Origin of the sequence: Bradyrhizobium uaiense, from assembly GCF_010811875.1 — a bacterium.
Taxonomy (GTDB): Bacteria; Pseudomonadota; Alphaproteobacteria; order Rhizobiales; family Xanthobacteraceae; genus Bradyrhizobium; species Bradyrhizobium uaiense.
Genome location: NZ_VKHP01000092.1, coordinates 11,393 through 32,023, shown reverse-complemented (window position 1 = coordinate 32,023; position 20,631 = coordinate 11,393). Strand labels below are relative to the sequence as shown.

Below are 20,631 nucleotides of genomic sequence, written 5' to 3'. Positions count from 1 at the left end.
TCGCGCAAACCATCTTGGCCAGCGGTCTACCCGATCGCACTCAACAGGCCGGACATATGGATGCAAGCGATCCGATCTCACCAGAAAGCTCTTGTGCCACGGGGGCCGTCCACATATGGGTCCCGGCTTTCGCCGGGACGACGGCGGTGGATGTGGGCGAGCTGGCGTTCTTTCTTCCTTCACGGCGAGGACCGCAAATCACGCCTTCTGCTTCGCCGCTTCCTTTGCAAGGTCCGGCGCGTTCACAGCCGGGATCGCGACGCGGCCTGTGCCGGTATGCTGAAGCGCTGCGGCGGCCTTGTCGTTCTGCATGATCTTGGCCATCACGGCCTGGCCGGCGCGCTCGAACACGGCGCGGTTGTCGATCACGAACTGGCGCGATTTGCGCAGGCCGTCGATGTAGCCGTTGATCTCGGGCACGACATAGCGCGCGACCATGTCCCAGCTGCGGCGGGTGTTTTCGGGATTGGCCCAGTCATGGGCGAAGCCGATGATCGAGCCGACACCGCCGGAAACGTCGACCAGGTTCTTGATCATCTTGATCAGGTCGTCGGGCGTGCCGATGGTCGATGCCGCGCCTTCGACGAACGCGGTCTTGTCGACCGCTTCATCCGCGGAGCCGAACGCGGTCAGGCCCGGCCGCATCAGGGTGCCGACGTTATACTCGTTGTGCCAGCGCATCAGTCCGGCGCCGGCCTCGCGCCGTGCCTGCTCGCGGGTCTCGGCGATGTGCCAGGACAGCAGCACGCGCCAGTTGGCGCGGCTCACCGTGGTGCCGGCCTTCTTGGCGGCGTCCTCGGCGAACCGCCATTGCTGCGGCAGCGCCATCAGGCCCTGGGTCGACATCGAGCCCAGCGAGATGATGCCGATGCCGTATTTGCCGGCGAGCGTCATGCCGGACGGCGAGATCTGCGAGGCCACCACGAACGGCATATCCTCCTGCAGCGGCAGGATCTGCAGCGCGGCGTCGTGCATCTCGAACCAGTCGGTCTTGGCGGTGACGCGCTCGCCATTGAACAGGCGGCGGATCACCGCGATGGCCTCGTCCTGGCGGTCGCGCTGGGTCATCGGGTCGATGCCGAGCGTATGGGCGTCGGAGGCGAGCGCGCCGGGGCCGGAGCCGAAGATGGCGCGGCCGCCGGTCATGTGATCGAGCTGCACCATGCGCTGCGCGACGTTGAAGGGGTGGTGATAGGGCAGCGAGATCACGCCGGTGCCGAGCTTGATGCGCTTGGTGCGCTCGCCGGCGGCGGCCAGGAACATCTCCGGCGAGGCGATGGTCTCCCAGCCCGAGGAATGGTGCTCGCCGCACCAGAATTCGTCGTAACCGAGCGCGTCGAGCTGTTCGACGAAATCGAGGTCGCGACGGAATTGCAGCATCGGATGCTCGCCGATCGGGTGATGCGGGGCGAGGAAGGCTCCGAACTTGAGGCGCGCCATAGGTCGTTCTCTCCGGATTATTGTTGTCGGGGGCTTTCCGCCAACCTACGGGGTGCCCCCGGGCAAGGCAATGCTCCGAGGCTGCGGCGCCCGCATGGTTGTTGCGCAAATCGGCGGCGATTGCCGCCCTCCGGAATGTTTCCCAGCGCATCAACGCAAATTGGAGCCAGGTCGAGCGTCTGTGATCCCGGGCTTACCTCGCAGGTAATCGAAGCGATGATCGGAATCTGCTGATGTCGGCCGTGACGTCATATCGGGCAGGACAGTGCATGCACCAGATCGTTTCGACGCGCGCAGAGACATCCCGCCGCTGGTGGGTGCTGGCGATCGTGGTCTCGGCGCAGTTCATGTTCGGCGTCGATGCCTTCATCGTCAATGTCGCGATCCCGACGATTGCGGCCGAGCTGCACGCCACGCCGGCGCAAATCGAGGCCGTGATCGCGATCTATTTGATCGCCTATGCCACGCTGGTGGTGACCGGCGGCCGGCTCGGCGACATCCACGGCACCCGGAACGTGTTCATCGCCGGCGTCGCGGGCTTCTCGGTGACGTCGCTGTGGTGCGGTCTCGCGCAGTCCGGGCCCGAGCTGATCATCGCACGGCTGGCGCAGGGCGCGACCGCGGCGCTGATGGTGCCGCAGGTGCTGGCGACGCTGCATCTCTTGTTCTCCGACGCCGCGCGCGCGCGGGCGTTCGGCATCTACGGCATCGTGCTGGGGCTCGCGGGTGCGGCCGGCTTCATGCTCGGCGGCGTGCTGGTGACGCTCGATCTCGCGGGCCTCGGCTGGCGCGCGGTGTTCTTCGTCAACGTGCCGTTCGGCGTCGTCATCATCGCAGCCGCGCTGAAGCTCATGCCGACGGTGCCGCGCCGCGCCGGCACGCGGCTCGATATCCCTGGCGCGATCGTGCTGTTTGTGGGCCTGCTGTGCCTGATCGGCCCGCTGCTGTTCGGTCACAATCTCGACTGGACGGCGTGGGTCTGGCTGGTGATGGCCGCGGGCGTGGCCGTCATTGTGGGCTTCGTGCGGCTCGAGCGCAGCGTCGCGCGCCGTGGCGGCATGCCGCTGATCGATCTGTCGCTGCTGTCGGATATTGCCTTCATGCGCGGGCTTGCCGCGGTGTTTTTCTTCTTCTTTGCCAACCTGTCGTTCTATCTGGTCATGACGATGTTCATGCAGAAGGGCTTGCAGATCCCGCCGCTGGAGGCCGGGCTGGTGTTCGTGCCGTTGGCGCTGACCTTCGTGATTGCCTCGCGTCACAGCGCTGTGCGCGCCAGGCATCGCGGCACGCTGGTGCTGATCGAGGGCTGCGCCGTTCAGATCGTCGGACTGGCCGTGCTGGTTGCGGCGATTCAGCTGATCGCAGCGCCGCCGGCGATGCTGCTCGCGCTGGTGCTTGTCATCTTCGGCTACGGGCAGGGCCTGGTGATGGCGCCGCTGTCGAGCGCGGTGCTCTCGAGTGTGAAGCCTGCGAGTGCTGGAGCCGGCTCCGGCATGTATGGCACGACGACGCAGATCGGCAACGCGGCCGGCGTTGCCGCGATCGGTGCAGTCTTCTTCGCCGTGGGGAGTGCGACGTCAGCGCATTTGGCGTTGTTTGCGGCATGCGCATTGTTTGTGCTGTCGATATCAATTTCAGCCGCATTTCTGTCATGGATGCGCCGCGCCAGCGTATGAATCCGCCGCCGCGTGGCGGCTTCTTTCGAAAAGTTCATGCTCAAACAAGGTGCTAAGGAAACTATTTCGACAAATCCTCGTCGCGGTCACGCGTTAACGCCGATTCTCACAATATCCTCAGGGAAAGACAGCACACGGCCTTTTCATTTTGCAGTGCAGCAATTATCTGATCGGGTGACACAGAAAGAATAAATCACCTCAGGAGTTGCTGTTGTCCCTGGTCAACAACGTCGAATTCTTGCGTCATCTGCCGAAGATGAACGCGTTCAGCGGCCTTGGCGCGCTCGCGCCGGCCGTGCCGACGCCGCTCGTCGAGACGACCGAATTCGGCGTCAACCCCGGCGATCTGAAGATGTTCTCGTTCGTGCCCGCGCAGCTCGCGCGGTCGCCCGCGCTCGTCGTGGTGCTGCATGGCTGCGGCCAGACCGCGGCGTCCTACGATCTCGGCGCCGGCTGGTCGGCGCTTGCGGCGCATTACGGCTTTGCGCTGCTGATGCCCGAGCAGCAGGCGATCAACAACGGCAACACCTGCTTCAACTGGTTCAATCCGCAAGACATCGCGCGCGGGCAGGGCGAGGCCGCTTCGATCAGGCAGATGATCGCGCAGATGGTCGGCGCGCATGAGATCGATCCGAAGCGTGTCTATGTGACGGGACTGTCGGCCGGCGGCGCGATGGCGTCCGTCATGCTCGCGACCTATCCGGACGTGTTCGCGGGCGGCGCCATCATCGCCGGCCTGCCGTTCGGCGTCGCCACCGATCTGCGCGAGGCGCTGCATGCGATGATGCATGCGAGCGCGCTGTCCGCGCCCGAGCTCGGCGGTCTGGTCCGCAACGCATCCACGCATCACGGCGCGTGGCCGAAGGTTTCGGTGTGGCACGGCAGCGCCGACCGCACCGTGCATCCCGGCAATGCCGATGCGATCGTCCGGCAGTGGCTCGACGTTCACGGCCTGCCGCCTGCCGCGATGTCGAAGTCGGATGTCGACGGCCATCCGCGCGAGGTCTGGTGGAACGCCGATGGCGAGACGCTGGTGGAGTCATTCTCCATCACCGACATGGCGCATGGCACGCCGCTCGGGCTCGCCGACAATGACGAGCGCTATGGCGTCGAGGGTGCGTTCCTGATCGAGGCGGGAATCTCCTCGTCCTATCATATCGCGAGCTTCTTCGGCCTGACCGATCAGGTGCGTCAGCCGCACATCGCGCCGACCGGAATTCCGCGCGAGCGCGCGGACACGATCTCGATGACGATAGCGGTCCCTGCCGAAGAGCCCGCGCCCGAACCCGCATCCGGCCGCAAGAGCGACCGGCCGCGCAAGCGGAGCGGCAAGAGCGTTGACGTTGGCGGCGTCATCACGCGGGCGCTGACCGCCGCGGGGCTGCTGAAGCAGCAGCCCTAGGATGGGCGCGTGACGCGCTTACATCTCGCCGGTCAGGAACGGATTCGTCATCCGCTCCTGGCCGATGCTCGATCCCGCGCCGTGGCCGCAGATGAAGCCGACATCGTCGCCGAGCGGCAGCAGCTTCTCCTTGATCGACTGGATCAGCGTCGGATGGCTGCCGCCGGGCAGGTCGGTGCGCCCGACCGATCCCGCGAACAACACGTCGCCGACATGCGCGAAGCGCAGCTCCTTGTTGAAGAACACCACGCTTCCCGGTGAATGGCCGGGGCAGTGTAGGATGTCGAAGGTGAGATCGCCGATCGAGACCTGATCGCCCTCGTCGAGCCAGCGGTCGGGGCCGAAATTGCGCACCCCGGTCATGCCGAAGCGCTCGCCGCTCGAGACCACGTTGTCGAGCAGATATTTGTCGGCGATATGCGGGCCCTCGATCTTCACCTGCAGCGCGTCGCGCAACTCGGCGGCGCCGCCGACATGGTCGATATGGCCGTGGGTCAGCCAGATCTTCTCGACCGTGACGCCGGTCTGCTTGATCGCGGCCTGAATCTTCGCCACGTCGCCGCCGGGGTCGATCACCACGGCCTTCTTGGTCGGCTCGTGCCAGATGATGGTGCAGTTCTGCTCGAACAGCGTCACCGGCACGATGATCGCGCCAGCCTTCGGTTTGGTGTCGGTTGTGTCGTTCATGGGGGCACCATAGGCTACCGGACAATGCCGTCAACACGCACGGGAAATGCGTCTGCCCCGGCGTGTGATCCCAAAACGGACCGTGATAAGGTCAAGCAGAACAATTCGTGAGCTGGCCGGTCGATGGCTGCTCTCGATCATGCGCTAAATCCTCGCAGTCCGGAACTTCATGACCCAGGCTCCCAACTCACCGCTCGGCGGACCCCGGACCACCGCCCGCGCCTTCTTCGTCGCGGACCGCATCAACACGTCCGGCCTCGAACGCGGCGACGTGCTGGCGACGACGCCCCTGGCGTTTCGCGTCAACGACAATGGCGTGGCGATCCTGTTTCGCTACGGCGTCGTCGTCCTGATCGGCCTCAACGCGCTGGAGGAGGATGAATTCCTGCGCAGCCTGCAGTCGCGCATGACCGGCCTGTTCGCGCGTCGCGAGGAGGAGATCGCGATCATCGAGGTTGCCGCCGAGAAGGAGGATCAGATTCCGCCGGGCGGCCCGATCTATCTGCAAAGCCTGTCGCCGGAGCGGCTGATCCTGGTCGGCGAGGCGCTGGCCAAGAGCGTGGTGCTGGCGCGGCATGAGCGCGAGGTACGAGCCGTGTTCGACACGACCGAGCCGCTTGCACGCGAGCTCGCCAAGGGCGGCCGGGTCCATCGCGGGCGCGTCGCGATCCTCAAGCACATCGGCAATGCATTGTTGGTGCGGCATCGCGTGGCCGGACCGGTCGAGGTGTCGGAGAAGCCCGACACCCTCTGGGACAAGCCGCAGCTCGAGCGGCTCTATGCCCGGCTCGAGGACGAGTATGAATTGAAGGAGCGCGCGGAATCGCTGAACCGCAAGCTCGCAGTCGTTGCCGAGACCGCACAGGTGCTGACCGACATCATCGACACCAGCCGCTCGTTGCGGCTGGAGCTGATCATCGTCTTCCTGATCCTGTTCGAGGTGCTGGCCACGATCTATCAGCTGGCGATAGCCCGCCACTGACGCGCTGCAGCGCCATCTTTCCGTCCCGAATTGTGCGTCATCCCTGAACCTGCGGACAACCCCGGGGACACGGGGCGACAGCGAGGGGGAATGGGATGGATCAGGACAACAGGGACTGGTGGCGGCGCGGCATCTTCTATCAGGTCTATCCGCGCTCGTTCGGGGATAGCGACGGCGATGGCGTCGGCGATCTGAGGGGGATCATCGCGCGGCTGCCTTATCTGACGCGGCTTGGCGTCGACGCAGTCTGGCTGTCGCCGATCTTCCCGTCGCCGATGGCCGATTTCGGTTACGACATTTCCGATTACACCGGCATCGATCCGCTGTTCGGGACCATGGAGGATTTCGACGAGCTGGTCGCGGCCGCGCACGATTCCGGCCTCAAGCTGATCCTCGATCTGGTGCCGAACCACACCTCCGACCAGCATCCCTGGTTCATCGAGGCGAAGAGCTCGCGCGATAACCCCAAGCGCGACTGGTACATCTGGCGCGATCCGGCGCCGGATGGCGGTCCTCCGAACAATTGGTTGTCGGAGTTCGGCGGCAGCGCCTGGGCGTATGACGAGGCTTCCGGCCAGTACTACTATCACGCCTTCCTGGCGCAGCAGCCCGATCTCAACTGGCGCAACCGCGACGTCCGGGACGCGATCTACGAGGTGATGCGCTTCTGGCTGCGCAAGGGCATCGACGGGTTTCGTGTCGACGTGATCTGGCACCTGATCAAGGACGCCGAATTCCGCGACAATCCGCCGAACCCGCATTATCGGGCGGGTCGGCCACCGCACGAGAAGGTGCTGACGCAATATTCGACCGATCAACTCGAAGTGCATGCCGTCATCACCGAGATGCGCCGCATCACCGAGGAGTTCGACAATCGCGTGCTGATCGGCGAGATCTACCTGCCGCTGCACCGGCTGGTGGCTTATTACGGCAACGATCTGCGCGGCGCGCAGATGCCGTTCAATTTCGCGCTGCTGTCGACCCTGTGGAGCGCCCGCGCGATCGAGATGATCATCGCCGATTATGAAAAGGCGCTGCCGCCGGGGGCATGGCCGAACTGGGTGCTCGGCAATCACGACCGGCCACGGGTTGCGAGCCGGGTAGGGCCTGCGCAGGCCCCGATCGCCGCGATGCTGCTGCTGACGCTGCGCGGCACGCCGACGCTCTATTACGGCGACGAGATCGGCATGCGCCAGGTCGCGATCGCCCCTGGCGAGGTGCGCGATCCCTTCGAGAAGAACGTGCCCGACATCGGCGTCGGCCGCGACGGCTGCCGCACCCCGATGCAATGGAGTGCCGATCGCTATGCCGGCTTCTCGACCGCAAGGCCGTGGCTGCCGCTGGCGCCGGACTTTGCGAGCGACAATGTTGCAAGCCTCGAGGCGGAGAGGACGTCAATCCTCAATCTCTACAAGGCGCTGATCGCGCTGCGGCGAAAGCTGCCGCAACTCGTCCATGGCAGCTATGAGCCGGTGGCGGCGCACGGCGATGTCCTGCTCTACCGGCGGCGCAGCGCCGAAGGCGTGGCCGTGATCGCGCTGAATTTCGGCGCGGCGCCAGCCTCGGTCTCCTCCAGCGCGATCGGTTTCAGCAACGAGGTCCTGCTGTCGACCTTCATGGACCGGCACGGCGAGAAGGTCGAAGGCGTGCTCGACCTGCGCGCCAATGAAGGCGTGATCCTGGGGCCGCATCAGGATGATTAGCGGGATGTGCGGGGCTCGTTGGTATCGATGTCGCTGCGCTTGAGCAGATAGTCGAGCCCGCCGACCCGGTACCAGCGATAGCCATAGGCCTCGATCAGGAGCTTGTGGCGGCCGGCATCGTCGGCGCGGCTGTGATCCTCGGTCAAGAGGTTGACGAGGAGATTGCCGGCGTCGTCGGGTAGCCCGACATTGAACGATATCTCGAGCGGCTTTTCCGCGAAATTGTGCACGAACAGCACCGAGTTGTTGCGCCAGTCGTAGCGAATGATCAGGACGGCAGGATTTCGGGTTGCGATAATCTTGAAGTCACCCCAGCCGACCTCAGGGACTTCCTTGCGCATGCGGATGATGCGCTCGGTCCAGTTCAGCATCGAGTTGGGATCGCGCCGCTGCTTGGCGGCGTTGACGTGCTCATAGCCATAGGGGCCATCGTCGATCACCGGCACGCAAGGTCGGCCGCTTTCGGTAAAGCCGCCGTGCGGCTCGGTCGACCATTGCATCGGCGTTCGTGCGCAGGTGCGTTCGGGCAAATCGAGATTGTCACCCATGCCGAGCTCATCGCCGTAGCGGATGACGGGCGTGCCGGGAAGCGTGCACATCACGCTGTAGGCGAGCTCCAGACGCCGTCGGTCGCCGCCTAGCATGGGCGCAAGGCGTCGCCTTATGCCGCGGTCGTAGAGCTGCATGGTCTTGTCCGGACCGAATGCTTCGAACACCGTCTCGCGCTGCGCCTTGGTGAGGCGGCCGAGGTCGAGTTCGTCGTGATTGCGCAGGAACAGGCCCCATTGCGCGGTGGCGGGCCGCGGCTTGGTTGCCGTCAAGGCCTTCGCCAACGGCTTCGTGTCCGCGGACGCGAGCGCATAGAACAAATGCTGGTTGACGTGGAAGTTGAACATCATGTGCATTCGGTCACCATCGCGCCCGAAATACTCCATGTCGGTCTCGGGCAGCACGTTGGCTTCGGCGAGGATGATCGCGTTGCCCTGGCGCCATTGCAGGAATTCGCGAAACGATCGCAGCATATCGTATTGCTCGACCGGCTTGCGCACCGAGGCGCCCTTGGTCGCGATCACGAAGGGCACCGCGTCCATCCGGAAACCGGAGACGCCGAGCTGGGTCCAGAATCCCATGATCTTGAGGATCTCGGCCTGCACATGCGGGTTCGACGTGTTGAGATCAGGCTGGAAATCGTAGAATCGATGAAAGTACCAGGCCCCTGCCTGCTTGTCGCGCGTCCAGGTTGATTTCTGGACTCCTGGAAACACCATGCCCTTGTTGGCGTTGGCAGGCTTCTTGTCCGACCAGACATACCAGTCGCGATACGGCGAGTCCTTCGCGCTGCGCGCCGATTGAAACCAGGCGTGCTGGTCCGAGGTGTGATTGACGACGAGGTCGATGATCACGCGGATGCCGCGTTGCCGGCAGCCATGGGTGAACTCGACGAAATCGCCGAGCGTGCCGTAGCGCGGATCGACGCCGTAATAGTCCGAAATATCATAGCCATCGTCGCGGCAAGGCGACGGCTGAAACGGCATCAGCCAGATCGTGGTGACGCCAAGCCCGTGCAGATAGTCCAGTCGCCGCAGCAGGCCGCTGAAATCGCCGATGCCATCGCCGTTGGCATCCATATAGGTGCCAACGGACAGGCAGTAGAACACGCCATTCTTGTACCAGAGGTCGTCGATCACCAGGCCATCCTCTCCGGCGGCAGCTGGAGATAAGCGGCGAGGCAGCGGTGAGTTCCTACTGGAGTGTCGTCCCGTCAACCGCGGGACGACACTGTCCGCCCGACGGCTTACCGCTTGATCTGCGCCTTCAACGTATCCTCGACCACGCGATCGAACGATGCCGCCTTCGGTGCGCTCTTGCGGTGCTCGGCGACGTATTTGTCGCGCTTGGTGACGAGTGCGGCGAGCTTCTCGTTCAGCGCCTTGCGCTGGTTGATCTGCTTGTCGATCTCGGCGCCGCGCGCCTCAGGCTTCATGGCACGGAGGTTGTCGGGCAGATCCTCGTCCTTGACCTTGGCGATGTCGTTGCGGCCGGCTGCGACGTCGGCGACCAGGTCGCCATCGCCGGTGACCGCCTCCGACGTCACCTTGGCGCGCTTGTTGATGAAGCTTGCCATCTCCGAGGCGCGCGCCGGCGAAGCTGCGGCAACGTTTGCGAGCTGCTGGGTCCTGGATTCCGTGCGCTTCTGGAGCGCGCGCGGGCCGTAGGGGATCACGGTGCCGTTGATCTCACGCTGCAGGATGATGATGTCCTCATCGAACGGCGTTTCGATGGTGACGATCTGGCCGCCATCCTGCGGGATCGGGATGAACTCGCCATTGCCGTTCTGCGCGATGTCGCGCCACACCCGTTCGGTATCCTGCGCGTTGCCGGCGAGCACGGCGTTGACGATGATGTCGCGTTGCTTGGCGACCGCCAGCGTGACCGGGTATTTGGTGTCCTGCGCATAATCCATGTGCGGCGGGGCGTCGCCGACCAGGAACACGATGCGTGTGCTGTCGTGGCCCTGCGTCCACTGCATCTTGTTGACGGCGACATCGAGCGCCTCGTTGACGCTCTCCGGCCAGTCGCCGCCGCCGCGCGCCTTCAATTCCAGCAGATTGGCGTACAGATCCTGGATGTCGCGCGTCAGCTCGACCTTCTTGGTCACATACTCATCGCCGATGTCGCGATAGGCGATCAGGCCCATCCTTATGTCGGCATCGGGATTGGAATCGACGATCGCAGTCGCGATCGACCAGATATTGCGTTTGGCGCCCTCGATCAATCCGCCCATCGAGCCCGTGGTGTCGAGCACGAAGGCGACCTCGACCACCGGCTTGGCGATGGCTGAGGACAGCCCGGCTGACAGCGGAAGGGTGGCGAGAGCGAAGACGAACGAGCGAAGCGTGATGCGTGACCGCATGGGTCTCTCCTGCAGTGGTTTCGTCCCTCGGAACCGAGGTTCCACCGGCTTCGCGGTGGCGTGAGGCCGAAACCAAGGCGGCTTCCTCGCGAATCTACGGCCGATTCCGGCGCTGCCGTTGGGGTGCGGAATCGGCTAGTCTTCGCTCAATGGAATCGCCCGCCCGCCAGATCGCGCTTGTGCCCGCGCCTGACCGACGCCAGTCGGAGACCGCGCTTGCGATCGCGCGCGGCACGGCGAGGCTTCTGAGATCGCTGGGATTTTCCTGCATCAGCGAATTGCCGCTGCCGTCCGGCCGCCGGGCTGACCTGGTCGCGCTGAACGAACGCGGCGAGATCTGGATCGTCGAGATCAAGTCGTCGGTCGAGGATCTGCGCGCCGATCAGAAGTGGCAGGATTACCGGCTGCATTGCGATCGGCTGTTCTTCGCCTTCACGCAGGATCTGCCGTGCGAGATCTTTCCGGTCGACACCGGCCTGATCATCGCCGACGCCTATGGCGCGCATCTGCATTGCGAGGCACCGGAGCATCGCCTGCCGGCGGCGACGCGCAAGGTGATGACGGTGCGCTTTGCCATGGCGGCGGCGCAGCGGATCAACCGGCTGGTCGATCCGCAGGGGCATGAGTTCTAGGGATCAGTGCAATCTACGTCCGTCATCCCCGCGCAAAGGCTACGCCTTTGTCGCTGGAGGAGCGCGTAGCGCGTCTCGAAGGATGAATCGGCCCGGCTGTGGCCGTCGACGCTTCGAGACGCGCGCAAGGGCGCGCTCCTCAGGGTGACGGTGATGGAAGCGAAACCCGGCGACTGCTTGCCGATAGGCGAGGTTCGTAGGGTGGGCAAAGCGAAGCGTGCCCACCACTTCTTGCATTGCTCGTGATGGTGGCACGGCGCAAGAGCGCCTTTGCCCACCCTACAAGAGCGCCAAAAAGCAAATGGCCGGGACGAGCCCGGCCATCGCGAAACGTTATGAACTGTCGCTTTAGCGCGGCGCGCGCTTGGCGAGGATGCGCTGCAGGGTGCGGCGGTGCATGTTGAGACGGCGCGCGGTCTCCGAGACGTTGCGGTTGCACATCTCGTAGATGCGCTGGATGTGTTCCCAGCGCACGCGGTCTGCCGACATCGGATTGGCCGGCAACTCGGACTTCTCGGTGCCGGTCGCGAGCAGCGCAGCGACGACGTCATCGGCGTCGGCGGGCTTCGACAGATAATCGACGGCGCCCATCTTCACCGCGGTCACGGCGGTGGCGATGTTGCCGTAGCCGGTCAGCACGATCGCGCGCGCCTCGGGGCGCTTGCGCTTCAACGCCGAGACGACGTCCAGGCCGTTGCCGTCGCCGAGGCGGAGGTCGACGACCGCGAAAGCGGGCGCAGCGCGGCCGATCTCAGCGAGACCGTCAGACACCGTGTCGCATGACTTCACTGCGAAGCCGCGCGTCTCCATCGCGCGCGACAGACGTTCCAGGAACGGCTTGTCGTCCTCAACGATGAGGAGCGAGCGGTCAGCATGGTCATTCAGTTCAGTGATGGCGTTCACGGTCCATTTTTCCCTGTGGCAGACACCTATCATATGGGGACCTACTGCGGCGCTGCCAAGGCAGCCGAAAGTCGTGTGGGCTGCATCCGGTATGCCAGGAATTGCGATTAAGAACCGTTCTTAGGATTCGGTTTCTTCGCTTGGTGCGGATTCCTCGAAGCGTTCGCGCGGCCAGACGATCTGCACCACGGCGCCGTGATCGGGAAAGGTGCGATTGGTAAACGACACCTTGGCCCCGGTGCGTTCCAGCAGCGTCCGTGCGATGAAAACGCCCAAGCCCAAGCCGCCACGCGCGTTTTGGGCCTCATCTGCGCCCCGGCGGCGCGACAAATAGGGCTCGCCGATCCGCTTCAGCATGTCAGGCGCGATGCCCGGGCCATCGTCGGAGACGACGATCTCGATGGTTTCGGCGTTCCACCACGCGTTCACCTCGACGGTCTGGTGCGCGAAATCGACCGCATTTTCGAGAATGTTTCCGACCCCATAAAGGATCGCGGGATTGCGCGCGGCGACCGGCTCACGCGTTGCTGCGACAGCAAGCCGCACCTTGATGTTGATGCCGAAATCGCGATGCGGCGCCACCGCCTCTTCGATCAGGGTCGACAGTTTCATGGTGTCGAACGGCGCCCCGCTCGATGACAATTGCGCGATCTTGCTCAGGATGTCGCGGCAGCGCTGCGCCTGTTCGCGCACAGTCTTCAGGTCGCCGGTGATGGCCGGGTCATGCACAGTCTTCTCGAGTTCGCGCGAGATCAGGAAGATCGTCGACAGCGGCGTGCCGAGTTCATGCGCAGCGGCGGCGGCGAGGCCGTCGAGCTGGGTCAGATGCTGCTCGCGCGTCAGCACCAGCTCGGTTGCGGCGAGCGCGTCGGAGAGCTGGCGCGCTTCCTCCGTCACCTGGAACGCGTAAAGGCTGGTCACCCCGATCGCGAGCAGGATCGAGAGCCAGACGCCGATCAGGTAGATCGGCGGCAGCACCAGCGGATCATCGCCATCCCAAGGCAGCGGCAGATGATAGAAGAACAGCGCCGAGGCGCAGGCGACCGCAAGGCAGCCCAGCGCGATCGTCAGTCGGATCGGCAGCACCGTCGCCGAGATCAGGACCGGCGCCAGGAACAGGAATGAGAACGGGTTCTGCAGCCCGCCGGTGAAGTACAGGAGGCCGCCGAGCTCGACGATGTTGATCGCGAGCAGGGCGGCGGCATAGGCCGGCTCCAGCCGCTGCATCGGGTTGAACGCGATCTGCAGCGCCAGATTGAGCAGCGCCGAGAAGGTCACGATGGTGACGCAGGGGACGATCGGAACGTCGAATTCCAGCCCTTGCGCAACGATGAAGATTGCAACGAGCTGACCGAGCGCGGCGAGCCAGCGCAGCCGCAGGATCGTATCCAGGCGGACATAGCGGCGGGGTTGGCGGAAATCGGAAGCGATGTCGGTCATGTCAGGGACTTTAGCTGTGCCGTGGGCGGCGCACAAATTCGCGACTTAGCGCAAGGACGCGGGCCAAGCCTTTAATTACCGCCAAGCCTTGCGCTTATTGTCGCAATGGCTCAATGACGGCCATATGCAACAGCGCGAGACAGGTCAGGGGCAAGCGCCTGCGGCCAACCAAGCGCCCGCGGCCGATCAGGGCGGGTCGGCCGCGATCGAGATCGCGCATCTGGTCAAGGTCTACAAGACCACCCGCGCGGTCGACGATATCTCGTTCCGCATCGCGCGCGGCAGCATCACCGGCCTGCTCGGCGGCAACGGCGCCGGCAAGACCACGACGATCGCAATGATCATGGGGCTGGTGCTGCCGACCTCGGGCAGCGTCAGCGTGCTGGGCGCAAAAATCCCGGAGCAGCGCTATGACGTGCTCGGGCGGATGAATTTCGAGAGCCCCTATGTCGACATGCCGATGCGGCTCACGGTGCGGCAGAACCTGACCATTTTCGGCCGCCTCTATGCCGTGAAGCATCTGCGCGAGCGGATCGATCAGCTCGCCGCCGATCTCGATCTCAAGGAGTTTTTGGACCGCTCCAACGGCAAGCTCTCCGCCGGGCAGAAGACCCGCGTCGCGCTGGCGAAGGCGCTGATCAACGAGCCGGACCTGCTGCTGCTCGACGAGCCGACCGCATCGCTCGACCCGGACACCGCGGACTGGGTCCGGCAGCATCTCGAGACCTACCGCAAGACCCATAACGCGACCATCCTGCTGGCGTCGCACAACATGCTGGAGGTCGAGCGGCTCTGCGACCGGGTCATCATCATGAAGCGCGGCAAGATCGAGGACGACGACAGCCCCGAGGGCATCATGGCGCGCTACAACCGCGACACGCTGGAAGAGGTGTTTCTCGATGTCGCGCGCGGCCGGACGCGGGAGGGCGCGCCAGAGGGCGCATCATGAGCGAGATCGTCAGCCATCACCCGCGCGCCATTTCCCTGCAACGCATCAACGCGATGGTGCTGCGCTATTGGTATCTCCTGATATCGTCATGGCCGCGGCTGCTGGAGCTGATCTACTGGCCGGCATTGCAGATCATCACCTGGGGCTTCCTGCAGAATTACATCTCGCAGGCATCCGGTTTCTTCGCCAAGGCCGGCGGCACGCTGATCGGCGCGGTGATCCTGTGGGACATCCTGTTCCGCGGCCAACTCGGTTTCTCGATCTCGTTCCTCGAAGAGATGTGGGCGCGCAATCTCGGCAACCTGATGATGAGCCCGCTGAAGCCGATCGAATTCCTGCTCTCGCTGATGATCATGAGCCTGATCCGGCTTGCCATCGGCGTGATCCCGATGACGCTGCTGGCGTTGTTCTTCTTCGGCTTCAACTTCTACGCCATCGGATTGCCGCTGATCGCGTTCTTCTGCAACCTGATCTTCACGAGCTGGTCGGTCGGGGTGTTCGCCTCGGGCCTTGTGCTGCGCAACGGGTTAGGGGCGGAGAGTATCGTCTGGACGCTGATGTTTGCGGTGATGCCGCTCGCCTGCATCTACTATCCGGTCGAGGTGCTGCCGGCCTGGCTGCAACTTGTCGCCTGGACGCTGCCGCCGACCTATGTGTTCGAAGGCATGCGCTCGCTGCTGATCGATCACGTCTTCCGCGCCGACCTGATGGTGTGGGCACTGGTCATCAACGCGATCCTGTTCGCTGCCTCTTTTGCGGTCTTCCTTGCCCTTTTGCAGAGCGCCAAGCGCAACGGTTCGCTGCTCGGAGGTGGTGAATAAATGTCACTTTCTCGTGGATTCTCGGTGTTTTAGCCCGATATCGGCCCCATATTGAACTCGCGGCGCATTGACGCATTGTTGCGCATTGGTCAGTATGCTGCGGCGCAAACAGGGGTCTGAAAATACAATGCCCATCGGTGAATTTGGTGCACCGCCACTGGCGGCGGAAGGCAGCCCGGCACTTACGACGCCGATGTACTGGATGTATGAGATGGCGCATGCGTCGCTCAACCCGGTGCGCGCGGTGACCGACGCCACCAAGATCCTGTTTCAGAACCCGCTCAATCCGTGGACGCATACCGAGTTCGGCAAATCGATCGCCGCCGGCTGTGAGCTGTTCGAGCGCACCACGCGCCGCTACGGCAAGCCGGATTGGAACCTGCCGACCACTGAGGTCAACGGCATCCGCACGGCGGTCGAGGTTCGCACGGTTTGGGAAAAGCCGTTCTGCCGCCTGCTGCATTTCGATCGCAAGCTGACGCGCCCGTTGCGCGCGCCGCAGCCGCGGGTGCTGATCGTGGCGCCGATGTCGGGCCACTATGCGACGCTGCTGCGCGGCACCGTCGAGGCATTCCTGCCGACGCATGAAGTTTACATCACCGACTGGGCCGATGCGCGTATGGTGCCACTTGCCGAGGGCCGGTTCGATCTCGACGACTATGTCGACTACGTCATCGAGATGCTGCATGCGCTCGGCGGCAACATGCACATCATCGCGGTGTGCCAGCCTTCGGTGCCGGTGCTGGCGGCGGTCTCCGTGATGGAAGCGAACCACGATCCGTTTGTACCGCTGTCGATGACGCTGATGGGCGGCCCGATCGACACACGGCGCAATCCGACTGCGGTCAACAACCTTGCGGAAGAGCGCGGCATCGAATGGTTCCGCAGCCATGTCATCACCAAGGTGCCGTTCCCGCATCCGGGCGTGATGCGCGACGTCTATCCGGGCTTCCTGCAGCTCAACGGCTTCATCAGCATGAACCTGGATCGGCACATGGACGCGCACAAGGCGCTGTTCGCCCATCTGGTGAAGGGCGACGGCGACCTCGCCGACAAGCACCGTGAATTCTACGACGAATATCTCGCGGTGATGGACCTCACTGCCGAGTATTACCTGCAGACCGTCGACCTCGTCTTCGTCAAGCACGCGCTGCCGAAGGGCGAGATGACCCATCGCGGCAAGCCGGTCGATCCGTCGAAGATCCGCCGCGTCGCGCTGATGACGGTGGAAGGCGAGAAGGACGATATCTCCGGTCTCGGCCAGACCGAGGCAACGCACGCGCTCTGCACCGCGATCCCGAACCATCGTCGCGTGCACTACGTGCAGAAGGGCGTCGGCCATTACGGCGTGTTCAACGGCTCGCGGTTCCGCTCCGAAATCGTGCCGCGGATCTCCGATTTCATGGTTTCGGCGGCCAGTACGCGGCTTTCCCTTGTCGCGGCGGCCGAATAGGTATCGCTCCGGCCGCGATTTTCGCGCTCGCACAAGCCGCTGATTTAGCTAAAAGAATCTCAAATCAACCAAGGCCCAAGTGATGAATTTTATTTCATCTCTTGGGCCTTTTTCGCGACTCTGATTCATCAGAAAAATTCCGGTTCCGCCCCCTGCCGGTAGAGGTCAATTAACGGCCAGCCCCTGTATATTGGGCAAATGATTTGTTTTTGCGCCGAGCGCTTTCCCTGGCGGCGGATATGGCAGAGTTCGGGCGAACTCCTGCTCCCCGGACTTTCAGAAATGGCTACTCGCGCGCTCCTCTATCGGCGGCCTGCCGAACCCGCGACCGTATTGGTCAGACATGGCTCCCAGTTTTTCACCGTCAGATTGCGCCGGCACAGGCGCGCGCGCCGCTACACGCTCAGGATTCATCCGACCGACCGCGAAGCGATCCTGACGATGCCGCCGCGCGGCACGATTATCGAAGCCAAGGAGTTCGCCAACATCCACGGCGGCTGGATCGCCGCTCGTCTTGGCCGCTTGCCGAAGGCCGCGCCCTTCCAGCCCGGCACCGTGGTGCCGTTGCGCGGTGTGCCGCATCGGCTGGTGCATCGCTCGGGCGAGCGCGGCACGGTGTGGACCGAGACGCGCGACAGCGGCGAGAAGATCCTCTGCGTTGCCGGCGGAGTCGAGCATATGGACCGCCGGGTCCATGACTTCCTCAAGCGTGAGGCGCGCAAGGATCTGCAGAAGTCGGCGCAGCTTCATGCCGCGGAACTCGGCGTGAAGGTGCGGCGGATCTCGATCCGCGATCAATCCAGTCGTTGGGGCTCGTGCACCTCGGCAGGTTCGCTGTCATTCTCATGGCGGCTGATCCTGGCGCCGCCCTTCGTGCTCGATTACCTCGCCGCGCACGAGGTCGCGCATCTGGTCGAGATGAACCACTCGGCGCGGTTCTGGCGGGTGGTCGACAAGGTCTGCGCCTCCGTCACGCGCGCCAAGAACTGGCTCGACACTCACGGCAACGACCTGCACCGCTACGGGATCCAGGAGTAGGCGTCGCTCGCGTCGCTCTATCCACCCTACGTACTGTCTCCACCACCTCTGCTGTCATCGCCCGCGAAAGCGGGCGATCCAGTATTCCAGAGACATTCGCGTTCAACCGATAAGCCGCGGCGTACTGGATCCCCCGCATGCGCGGGGGATGACGGTTGGCGTTGCGGTCCGACCTTCGGCTTCGCGCCTATCGAAACAACCGATCCGCGAGCCACCCATCCAACCCTGCCGCCGCTTCCGGCCGCGCGTTCGGATTCGGCGGCGCCGCAGCGCGGGCCGGCGTCGGCGGAGGCGGGCGATAATAGCCGCCGCCGGACGGGACCGGCGCCGACGGCTGCGGCGCCTGCATCGGCGGTTGAATCTGCATCGGTCCCGCCGGCGCTGAAGGCGCGGATATCTGCGACGAGATCTGCATCAGGTTCGCCGGTCCCCAACTGCCCTGCGAGTTCGGGATCGCCGCGACCGGCACGCCCTGATGCGCGGATTTCATGAAGCGGCTCCACACTTCCACGGGCAGCCCGCCGCCGGTCGCCTTCTTGGTCGGCGAATTGTCGTCATTGCCGAGCCAGACGCCGGTGACGAGCTTGGCGGTGTAGCCGATGAACCAGGCGTCGCGATAATCCTGGCTGGTGCCGGTCTTGCCGGCAGCGGTCCAGCCCGGGATCTCCGCCTTGCGCGCGGTGCCCGAGATCAGCGTCTCGCGCATCATGGTGTTCATCATTGCGTCATAGCGCGGCTCGATCACCTGGTTGGGCGGATCGACCGGGCGGTCATACAGCAGCTTGCCCGAGCTGGTCTTGATCCTGGTCACCACATGCGGCGACACGGCGTAGCCGCCGTTGGCGAACGGTGCATAGGCGCCGACCAGCTCGAGCACGGACACTTCCGAGGTGCCGAGCGCGATCGAGACGTTGGGCTCCAACTTGGAGGAAATGCCGAGCCGGTGCGCGGTGCGCACCACGTTTTTGGCGCCGACCTCGACGCCGAGCCGCACCGCGACCGTGTTCAGCGACATTGCCAGCGCCTGGGTCAGTGTGACCGAGCCGAAATATTCGTGGGTGTAGTTCTCCGGCTTCCAGCCCTTGATATCGAGCGGCGCGTCGGTGCGGATAGTGTCCGGCGTCAATCCGGACTCGACCGCGGTCAAATAGACGAACGGCTTGAACGACGAGCCCGGCTGCCGCTTTGCAGTCACCGCGCGATTGTACTGGCTCTCGGAATAGTTCCGGCCGCCGACCATGGCGCGCACCGCGCCGTCGGGTGTCATTGCCACCAGCGCGCCCTGGCTGACATTGAACTTCACGCTCTTGGCGGCGAGTTCGTCGATCACGGCGGCTTCGGCGACGTTCTGCAGCTTCGGGTCGATCGTGGTCTGCACGATGATGTCCTGGTCGATCTGGCCGACCAGATCGTCGAGCACTTCGCCGATCCAGTCGGCGACATAGTTCACGGTGCCGGCGCCGGCCGGCTTCACCGCGATCGAGGGTTGGCCGATCGAGGCCTTGGCTTGGGCATCGGTGATGAACTTGGCGTCGGCCATCGCCGCGAGCACGACCTGGGCGCGCTGTTCCGCGCCTTCAGGGTTGCGGTTCGGCGCCAGCCGCGACGGCGACTTGACGAGGCCCGCGAGCATCGCGGCTTCCGGCAGCGTCACGTTCTTCGCCGACTTGCCGAAATAGCGCTGCGCGGCAGCCTCGACGCCATAGGCACCGGAACCGAAATAGACCCGGTTGAGATAGAGCTCGAGAATCTCGTCCTTGGAATGCTTGCGTTCCAGCCACAGCGCGAGCTCGGCCTCCTGCAGCTTGCGCTGCATGGTGCGTTCCTGAGTCAGGAACAGGTTCTTGGCGAGCTGCTGTGTCAAAGTCGAGCCGCCCTGCGACACGCCTCGATGCAGCACGTTGGTGACGGCTGCGCGTAAAATGCCGACCGGATCGACGCCGAAATGCGAATAGAAGCGGCGGTCCTCGATTGCGATGAAGGCCTTCGGCAGATAGGGCGGCAGGTCCTTCAACGCGATGTTGGCGCCGGCCATCTCGCCGCGCTGCGCCAGCACGCTGCCGTCGATGCCGACGATCTGGATCGTCGGCGGACGCTTGGGAATTTCCAACGACTGGATCGGCGGCAGATGCGCGCCGACCCACACCACGACACCAATCACGGCAATGCCGGCCCAGAGTCCGAGCACCGCGGTCCAATAGAACAGCCGGCCGATGCCGAGGCCGCGCGACTTGCTGCGCCGCTTGCTGCCGCTGCGCGACGGGCGCGGTCTCTCTCTGCCGGAATCGTTGCTCTTGTCGGCGCTCTTTTCGCTGTTCTTGGGTTTCGACTTGGCGGGCTTGTCGTCGCCGCCGCCGGGAATGCGATCGGAGGGCGACAGTCTGAGGTCGGCAAGCGCGGCCGGAAGCCCGAACAGCGGCTCCTTGCGTCCACCGCCTTTTTTACGTCCCCACGCCATCCGCAACGCTCACACCCTGTACGCGCGAACGCTAGCGTTCCCGGTTTAAGGGGCGGTTACGCAAAGCTTAACGGGGGATTAGGAGGTGGGGCGGCGCGTGCTAAATATGGATGGAACAAGAAAACAAAGGAGC

At 64.3% G+C, this 20,631-nt stretch carries 16 protein-coding genes; 9 read left to right on the top strand and 7 right to left on the bottom strand.

Translation table 11 applies throughout. The features are described from left to right. Positions 1-198: 198 nt before the first annotated feature. Positions 199-1,440: an LLM class flavin-dependent oxidoreductase gene (locus tag FNJ47_RS21935; protein ID WP_163156775.1), complete on the bottom strand. Its 1,242-nt coding sequence runs from the start codon at positions 1,438-1,440 to the stop codon at positions 199-201. Between the two features lie 269 nt (positions 1,441-1,709). On the opposite strand from FNJ47_RS21935, the gene FNJ47_RS21930 reads away from it, so the two are divergent. Together FNJ47_RS21930 and FNJ47_RS21925 are read left to right on the top strand one after the other, a co-directional pair. Beyond that, positions 1,710-3,116, top strand: coding sequence for an MFS transporter (locus FNJ47_RS21930; RefSeq protein ID WP_163156773.1), 1,407 nt, complete (start codon positions 1,710-1,712; stop codon positions 3,114-3,116). A 211-nt stretch (positions 3,117-3,327) separates the two neighbouring features. Then, complete coding sequence (locus FNJ47_RS21925) at positions 3,328-4,518, top strand: extracellular catalytic domain type 1 short-chain-length polyhydroxyalkanoate depolymerase (protein ID WP_165445801.1); 1,191 nt, start codon at positions 3,328-3,330, stop codon at positions 4,516-4,518. An 18-nt stretch (positions 4,519-4,536) separates the two neighbouring features. Here FNJ47_RS21925 and FNJ47_RS21920 read toward each other — a convergent pair whose 3' ends face one another. Next, on the bottom strand, positions 4,537-5,205 hold the full coding sequence (locus FNJ47_RS21920; protein ID WP_163156769.1) for an MBL fold metallo-hydrolase: 669 nt from the start codon (positions 5,203-5,205) through the stop codon (positions 4,537-4,539). Positions 5,206-5,374: 169 nt separating this feature from the next. Here FNJ47_RS21920 and FNJ47_RS21915 point away from each other — a divergent pair, with 169 nt between their 5' ends. Both FNJ47_RS21915 and FNJ47_RS21910 read left to right on the top strand, forming a co-directional pair. Next, on the top strand, positions 5,375-6,187 hold the full coding sequence (locus FNJ47_RS21915; protein ID WP_163156767.1) for an RMD1 family protein: 813 nt from the start codon (positions 5,375-5,377) through the stop codon (positions 6,185-6,187). Between the two features lie 95 nt (positions 6,188-6,282). Then, positions 6,283-7,890 carry an alpha-amylase family glycosyl hydrolase gene (locus FNJ47_RS21910; protein WP_163156765.1) on the top strand — a complete coding sequence of 536 codons (1,608 nt, stop codon included), beginning with the start codon at positions 6,283-6,285 and terminating at the stop codon, positions 7,888-7,890. Here the strand turns inward: FNJ47_RS21910 and FNJ47_RS21905 are convergent. Both FNJ47_RS21905 and FNJ47_RS21900 read right to left on the bottom strand, forming a co-directional pair. Next, positions 7,887-9,578 carry an alpha-amylase family glycosyl hydrolase gene (locus FNJ47_RS21905; RefSeq protein ID WP_163156763.1) on the bottom strand — a complete coding sequence of 564 codons (1,692 nt, stop codon included), beginning with the start codon at positions 9,576-9,578 and terminating at the stop codon, positions 7,887-7,889. The two genes, FNJ47_RS21910 and FNJ47_RS21905, sit on opposite strands and share 4 nt — an antisense overlap. Before the next feature lie 107 nt (positions 9,579-9,685). Further along, a complete protein-coding gene (locus FNJ47_RS21900) occupies positions 9,686-10,804 on the bottom strand; it encodes a vWA domain-containing protein (RefSeq protein WP_163156761.1) in 1,119 nt (372 codons plus the stop codon). A gap of 149 nt (positions 10,805-10,953) precedes the next feature. On the opposite strand from FNJ47_RS21900, the gene FNJ47_RS21895 reads away from it, so the two are divergent. Beyond that, entirely contained in the window at positions 10,954-11,436 is a 483-nt protein-coding gene (locus FNJ47_RS21895; RefSeq protein WP_163156759.1) for an MmcB family DNA repair protein, read from the top strand. A gap of 348 nt (positions 11,437-11,784) precedes the next feature. On the opposite strand, the gene FNJ47_RS21890 is transcribed toward FNJ47_RS21895, so the two are convergent. Then, complete coding sequence (locus FNJ47_RS21890) at positions 11,785-12,339, bottom strand: ActR/PrrA/RegA family redox response regulator transcription factor (protein WP_016845514.1); 555 nt, start codon at positions 12,337-12,339, stop codon at positions 11,785-11,787. Positions 12,340-12,459: 120 nt separating this feature from the next. Next, complete coding sequence (locus tag FNJ47_RS21885) at positions 12,460-13,779, bottom strand: ActS/PrrB/RegB family redox-sensitive histidine kinase (RefSeq protein WP_163156756.1); 1,320 nt, start codon at positions 13,777-13,779, stop codon at positions 12,460-12,462. 124 nt (positions 13,780-13,903) lie between these two features. On the opposite strand from FNJ47_RS21885, the gene FNJ47_RS21880 reads away from it, so the two are divergent. The 4 genes from FNJ47_RS21880 to FNJ47_RS21865 all read left to right on the top strand — a co-directional run bounded on the left by FNJ47_RS21880 (position 13,904) and on the right by FNJ47_RS21865 (position 18,040). After that, positions 13,904-14,728, top strand: a complete 825-nt coding sequence (locus tag FNJ47_RS21880) for an ABC transporter ATP-binding protein (protein WP_163156754.1) — start codon at positions 13,904-13,906, stop codon at positions 14,726-14,728. Continuing rightward, a complete protein-coding gene (locus FNJ47_RS21875; protein WP_163156752.1) occupies positions 14,725-15,549 on the top strand; it encodes an ABC transporter permease in 825 nt (274 codons plus the stop codon). The genes FNJ47_RS21880 and FNJ47_RS21875 overlap by 4 nt, the downstream gene beginning before the upstream one ends. Before the next feature lie 127 nt (positions 15,550-15,676). Beyond that, positions 15,677-17,002: a polyhydroxyalkanoate depolymerase gene (locus FNJ47_RS21870; protein ID WP_163156750.1), complete on the top strand. Its 1,326-nt coding sequence runs from the start codon at positions 15,677-15,679 to the stop codon at positions 17,000-17,002. Positions 17,003-17,200: 198 nt separating this feature from the next. Further along, complete coding sequence (locus tag FNJ47_RS21865; RefSeq protein WP_163156748.1) at positions 17,201-18,040, top strand: M48 family metallopeptidase; 840 nt, start codon at positions 17,201-17,203, stop codon at positions 18,038-18,040. Positions 18,041-18,227: 187 nt separating this feature from the next. Here the strand turns inward: FNJ47_RS21865 and FNJ47_RS21860 are convergent, their stop codons facing one another. Continuing rightward, positions 18,228-20,498: a transglycosylase domain-containing protein gene (locus FNJ47_RS21860; protein ID WP_163156746.1), complete on the bottom strand. Its 2,271-nt coding sequence runs from the start codon at positions 20,496-20,498 to the stop codon at positions 18,228-18,230. Positions 20,499-20,631 lie beyond the last annotated feature (133 nt).

Coding starts and splice junctions, on each gene's coding strand:
- FNJ47_RS21935 (WP_163156775.1), bottom strand. CDS start 1,440: ATGGCGCGCCTCAAGTTCGGAGCCTTCCTCGCCCCGCATCACCCGATC.
- FNJ47_RS21930 (WP_163156773.1), top strand. CDS start 1,710: ATGCACCAGATCGTTTCGACGCGCGCAGAGACATCCCGCCGCTGGTGG.
- FNJ47_RS21920 (WP_163156769.1), bottom strand. CDS start 5,205: ATGAACGACACAACCGACACCAAACCGAAGGCTGGCGCGATCATCGTG.
- FNJ47_RS21915 (WP_163156767.1), top strand. CDS start 5,375: ATGACCCAGGCTCCCAACTCACCGCTCGGCGGACCCCGGACCACCGCC.
- FNJ47_RS21910 (WP_163156765.1), top strand. CDS start 6,283: ATGGATCAGGACAACAGGGACTGGTGGCGGCGCGGCATCTTCTATCAG.
- FNJ47_RS21900 (WP_163156761.1), bottom strand. CDS start 10,804: ATGCGGTCACGCATCACGCTTCGCTCGTTCGTCTTCGCTCTCGCCACC.
- FNJ47_RS21895 (WP_163156759.1), top strand. CDS start 10,954: ATGGAATCGCCCGCCCGCCAGATCGCGCTTGTGCCCGCGCCTGACCGA.
- FNJ47_RS21885 (WP_163156756.1), bottom strand. CDS start 13,779: ATGACCGACATCGCTTCCGATTTCCGCCAACCCCGCCGCTATGTCCGC.
- FNJ47_RS21880 (WP_163156754.1), top strand. CDS start 13,904: ATGCAACAGCGCGAGACAGGTCAGGGGCAAGCGCCTGCGGCCAACCAA.
- FNJ47_RS21875 (WP_163156752.1), top strand. CDS start 14,725: ATGAGCGAGATCGTCAGCCATCACCCGCGCGCCATTTCCCTGCAACGC.
- FNJ47_RS21870 (WP_163156750.1), top strand. CDS start 15,677: ATGCCCATCGGTGAATTTGGTGCACCGCCACTGGCGGCGGAAGGCAGC.
- FNJ47_RS21865 (WP_163156748.1), top strand. CDS start 17,201: ATGATTTGTTTTTGCGCCGAGCGCTTTCCCTGGCGGCGGATATGGCAG.
- FNJ47_RS21860 (WP_163156746.1), bottom strand. CDS start 20,498: ATGGCGTGGGGACGTAAAAAAGGCGGTGGACGCAAGGAGCCGCTGTTC.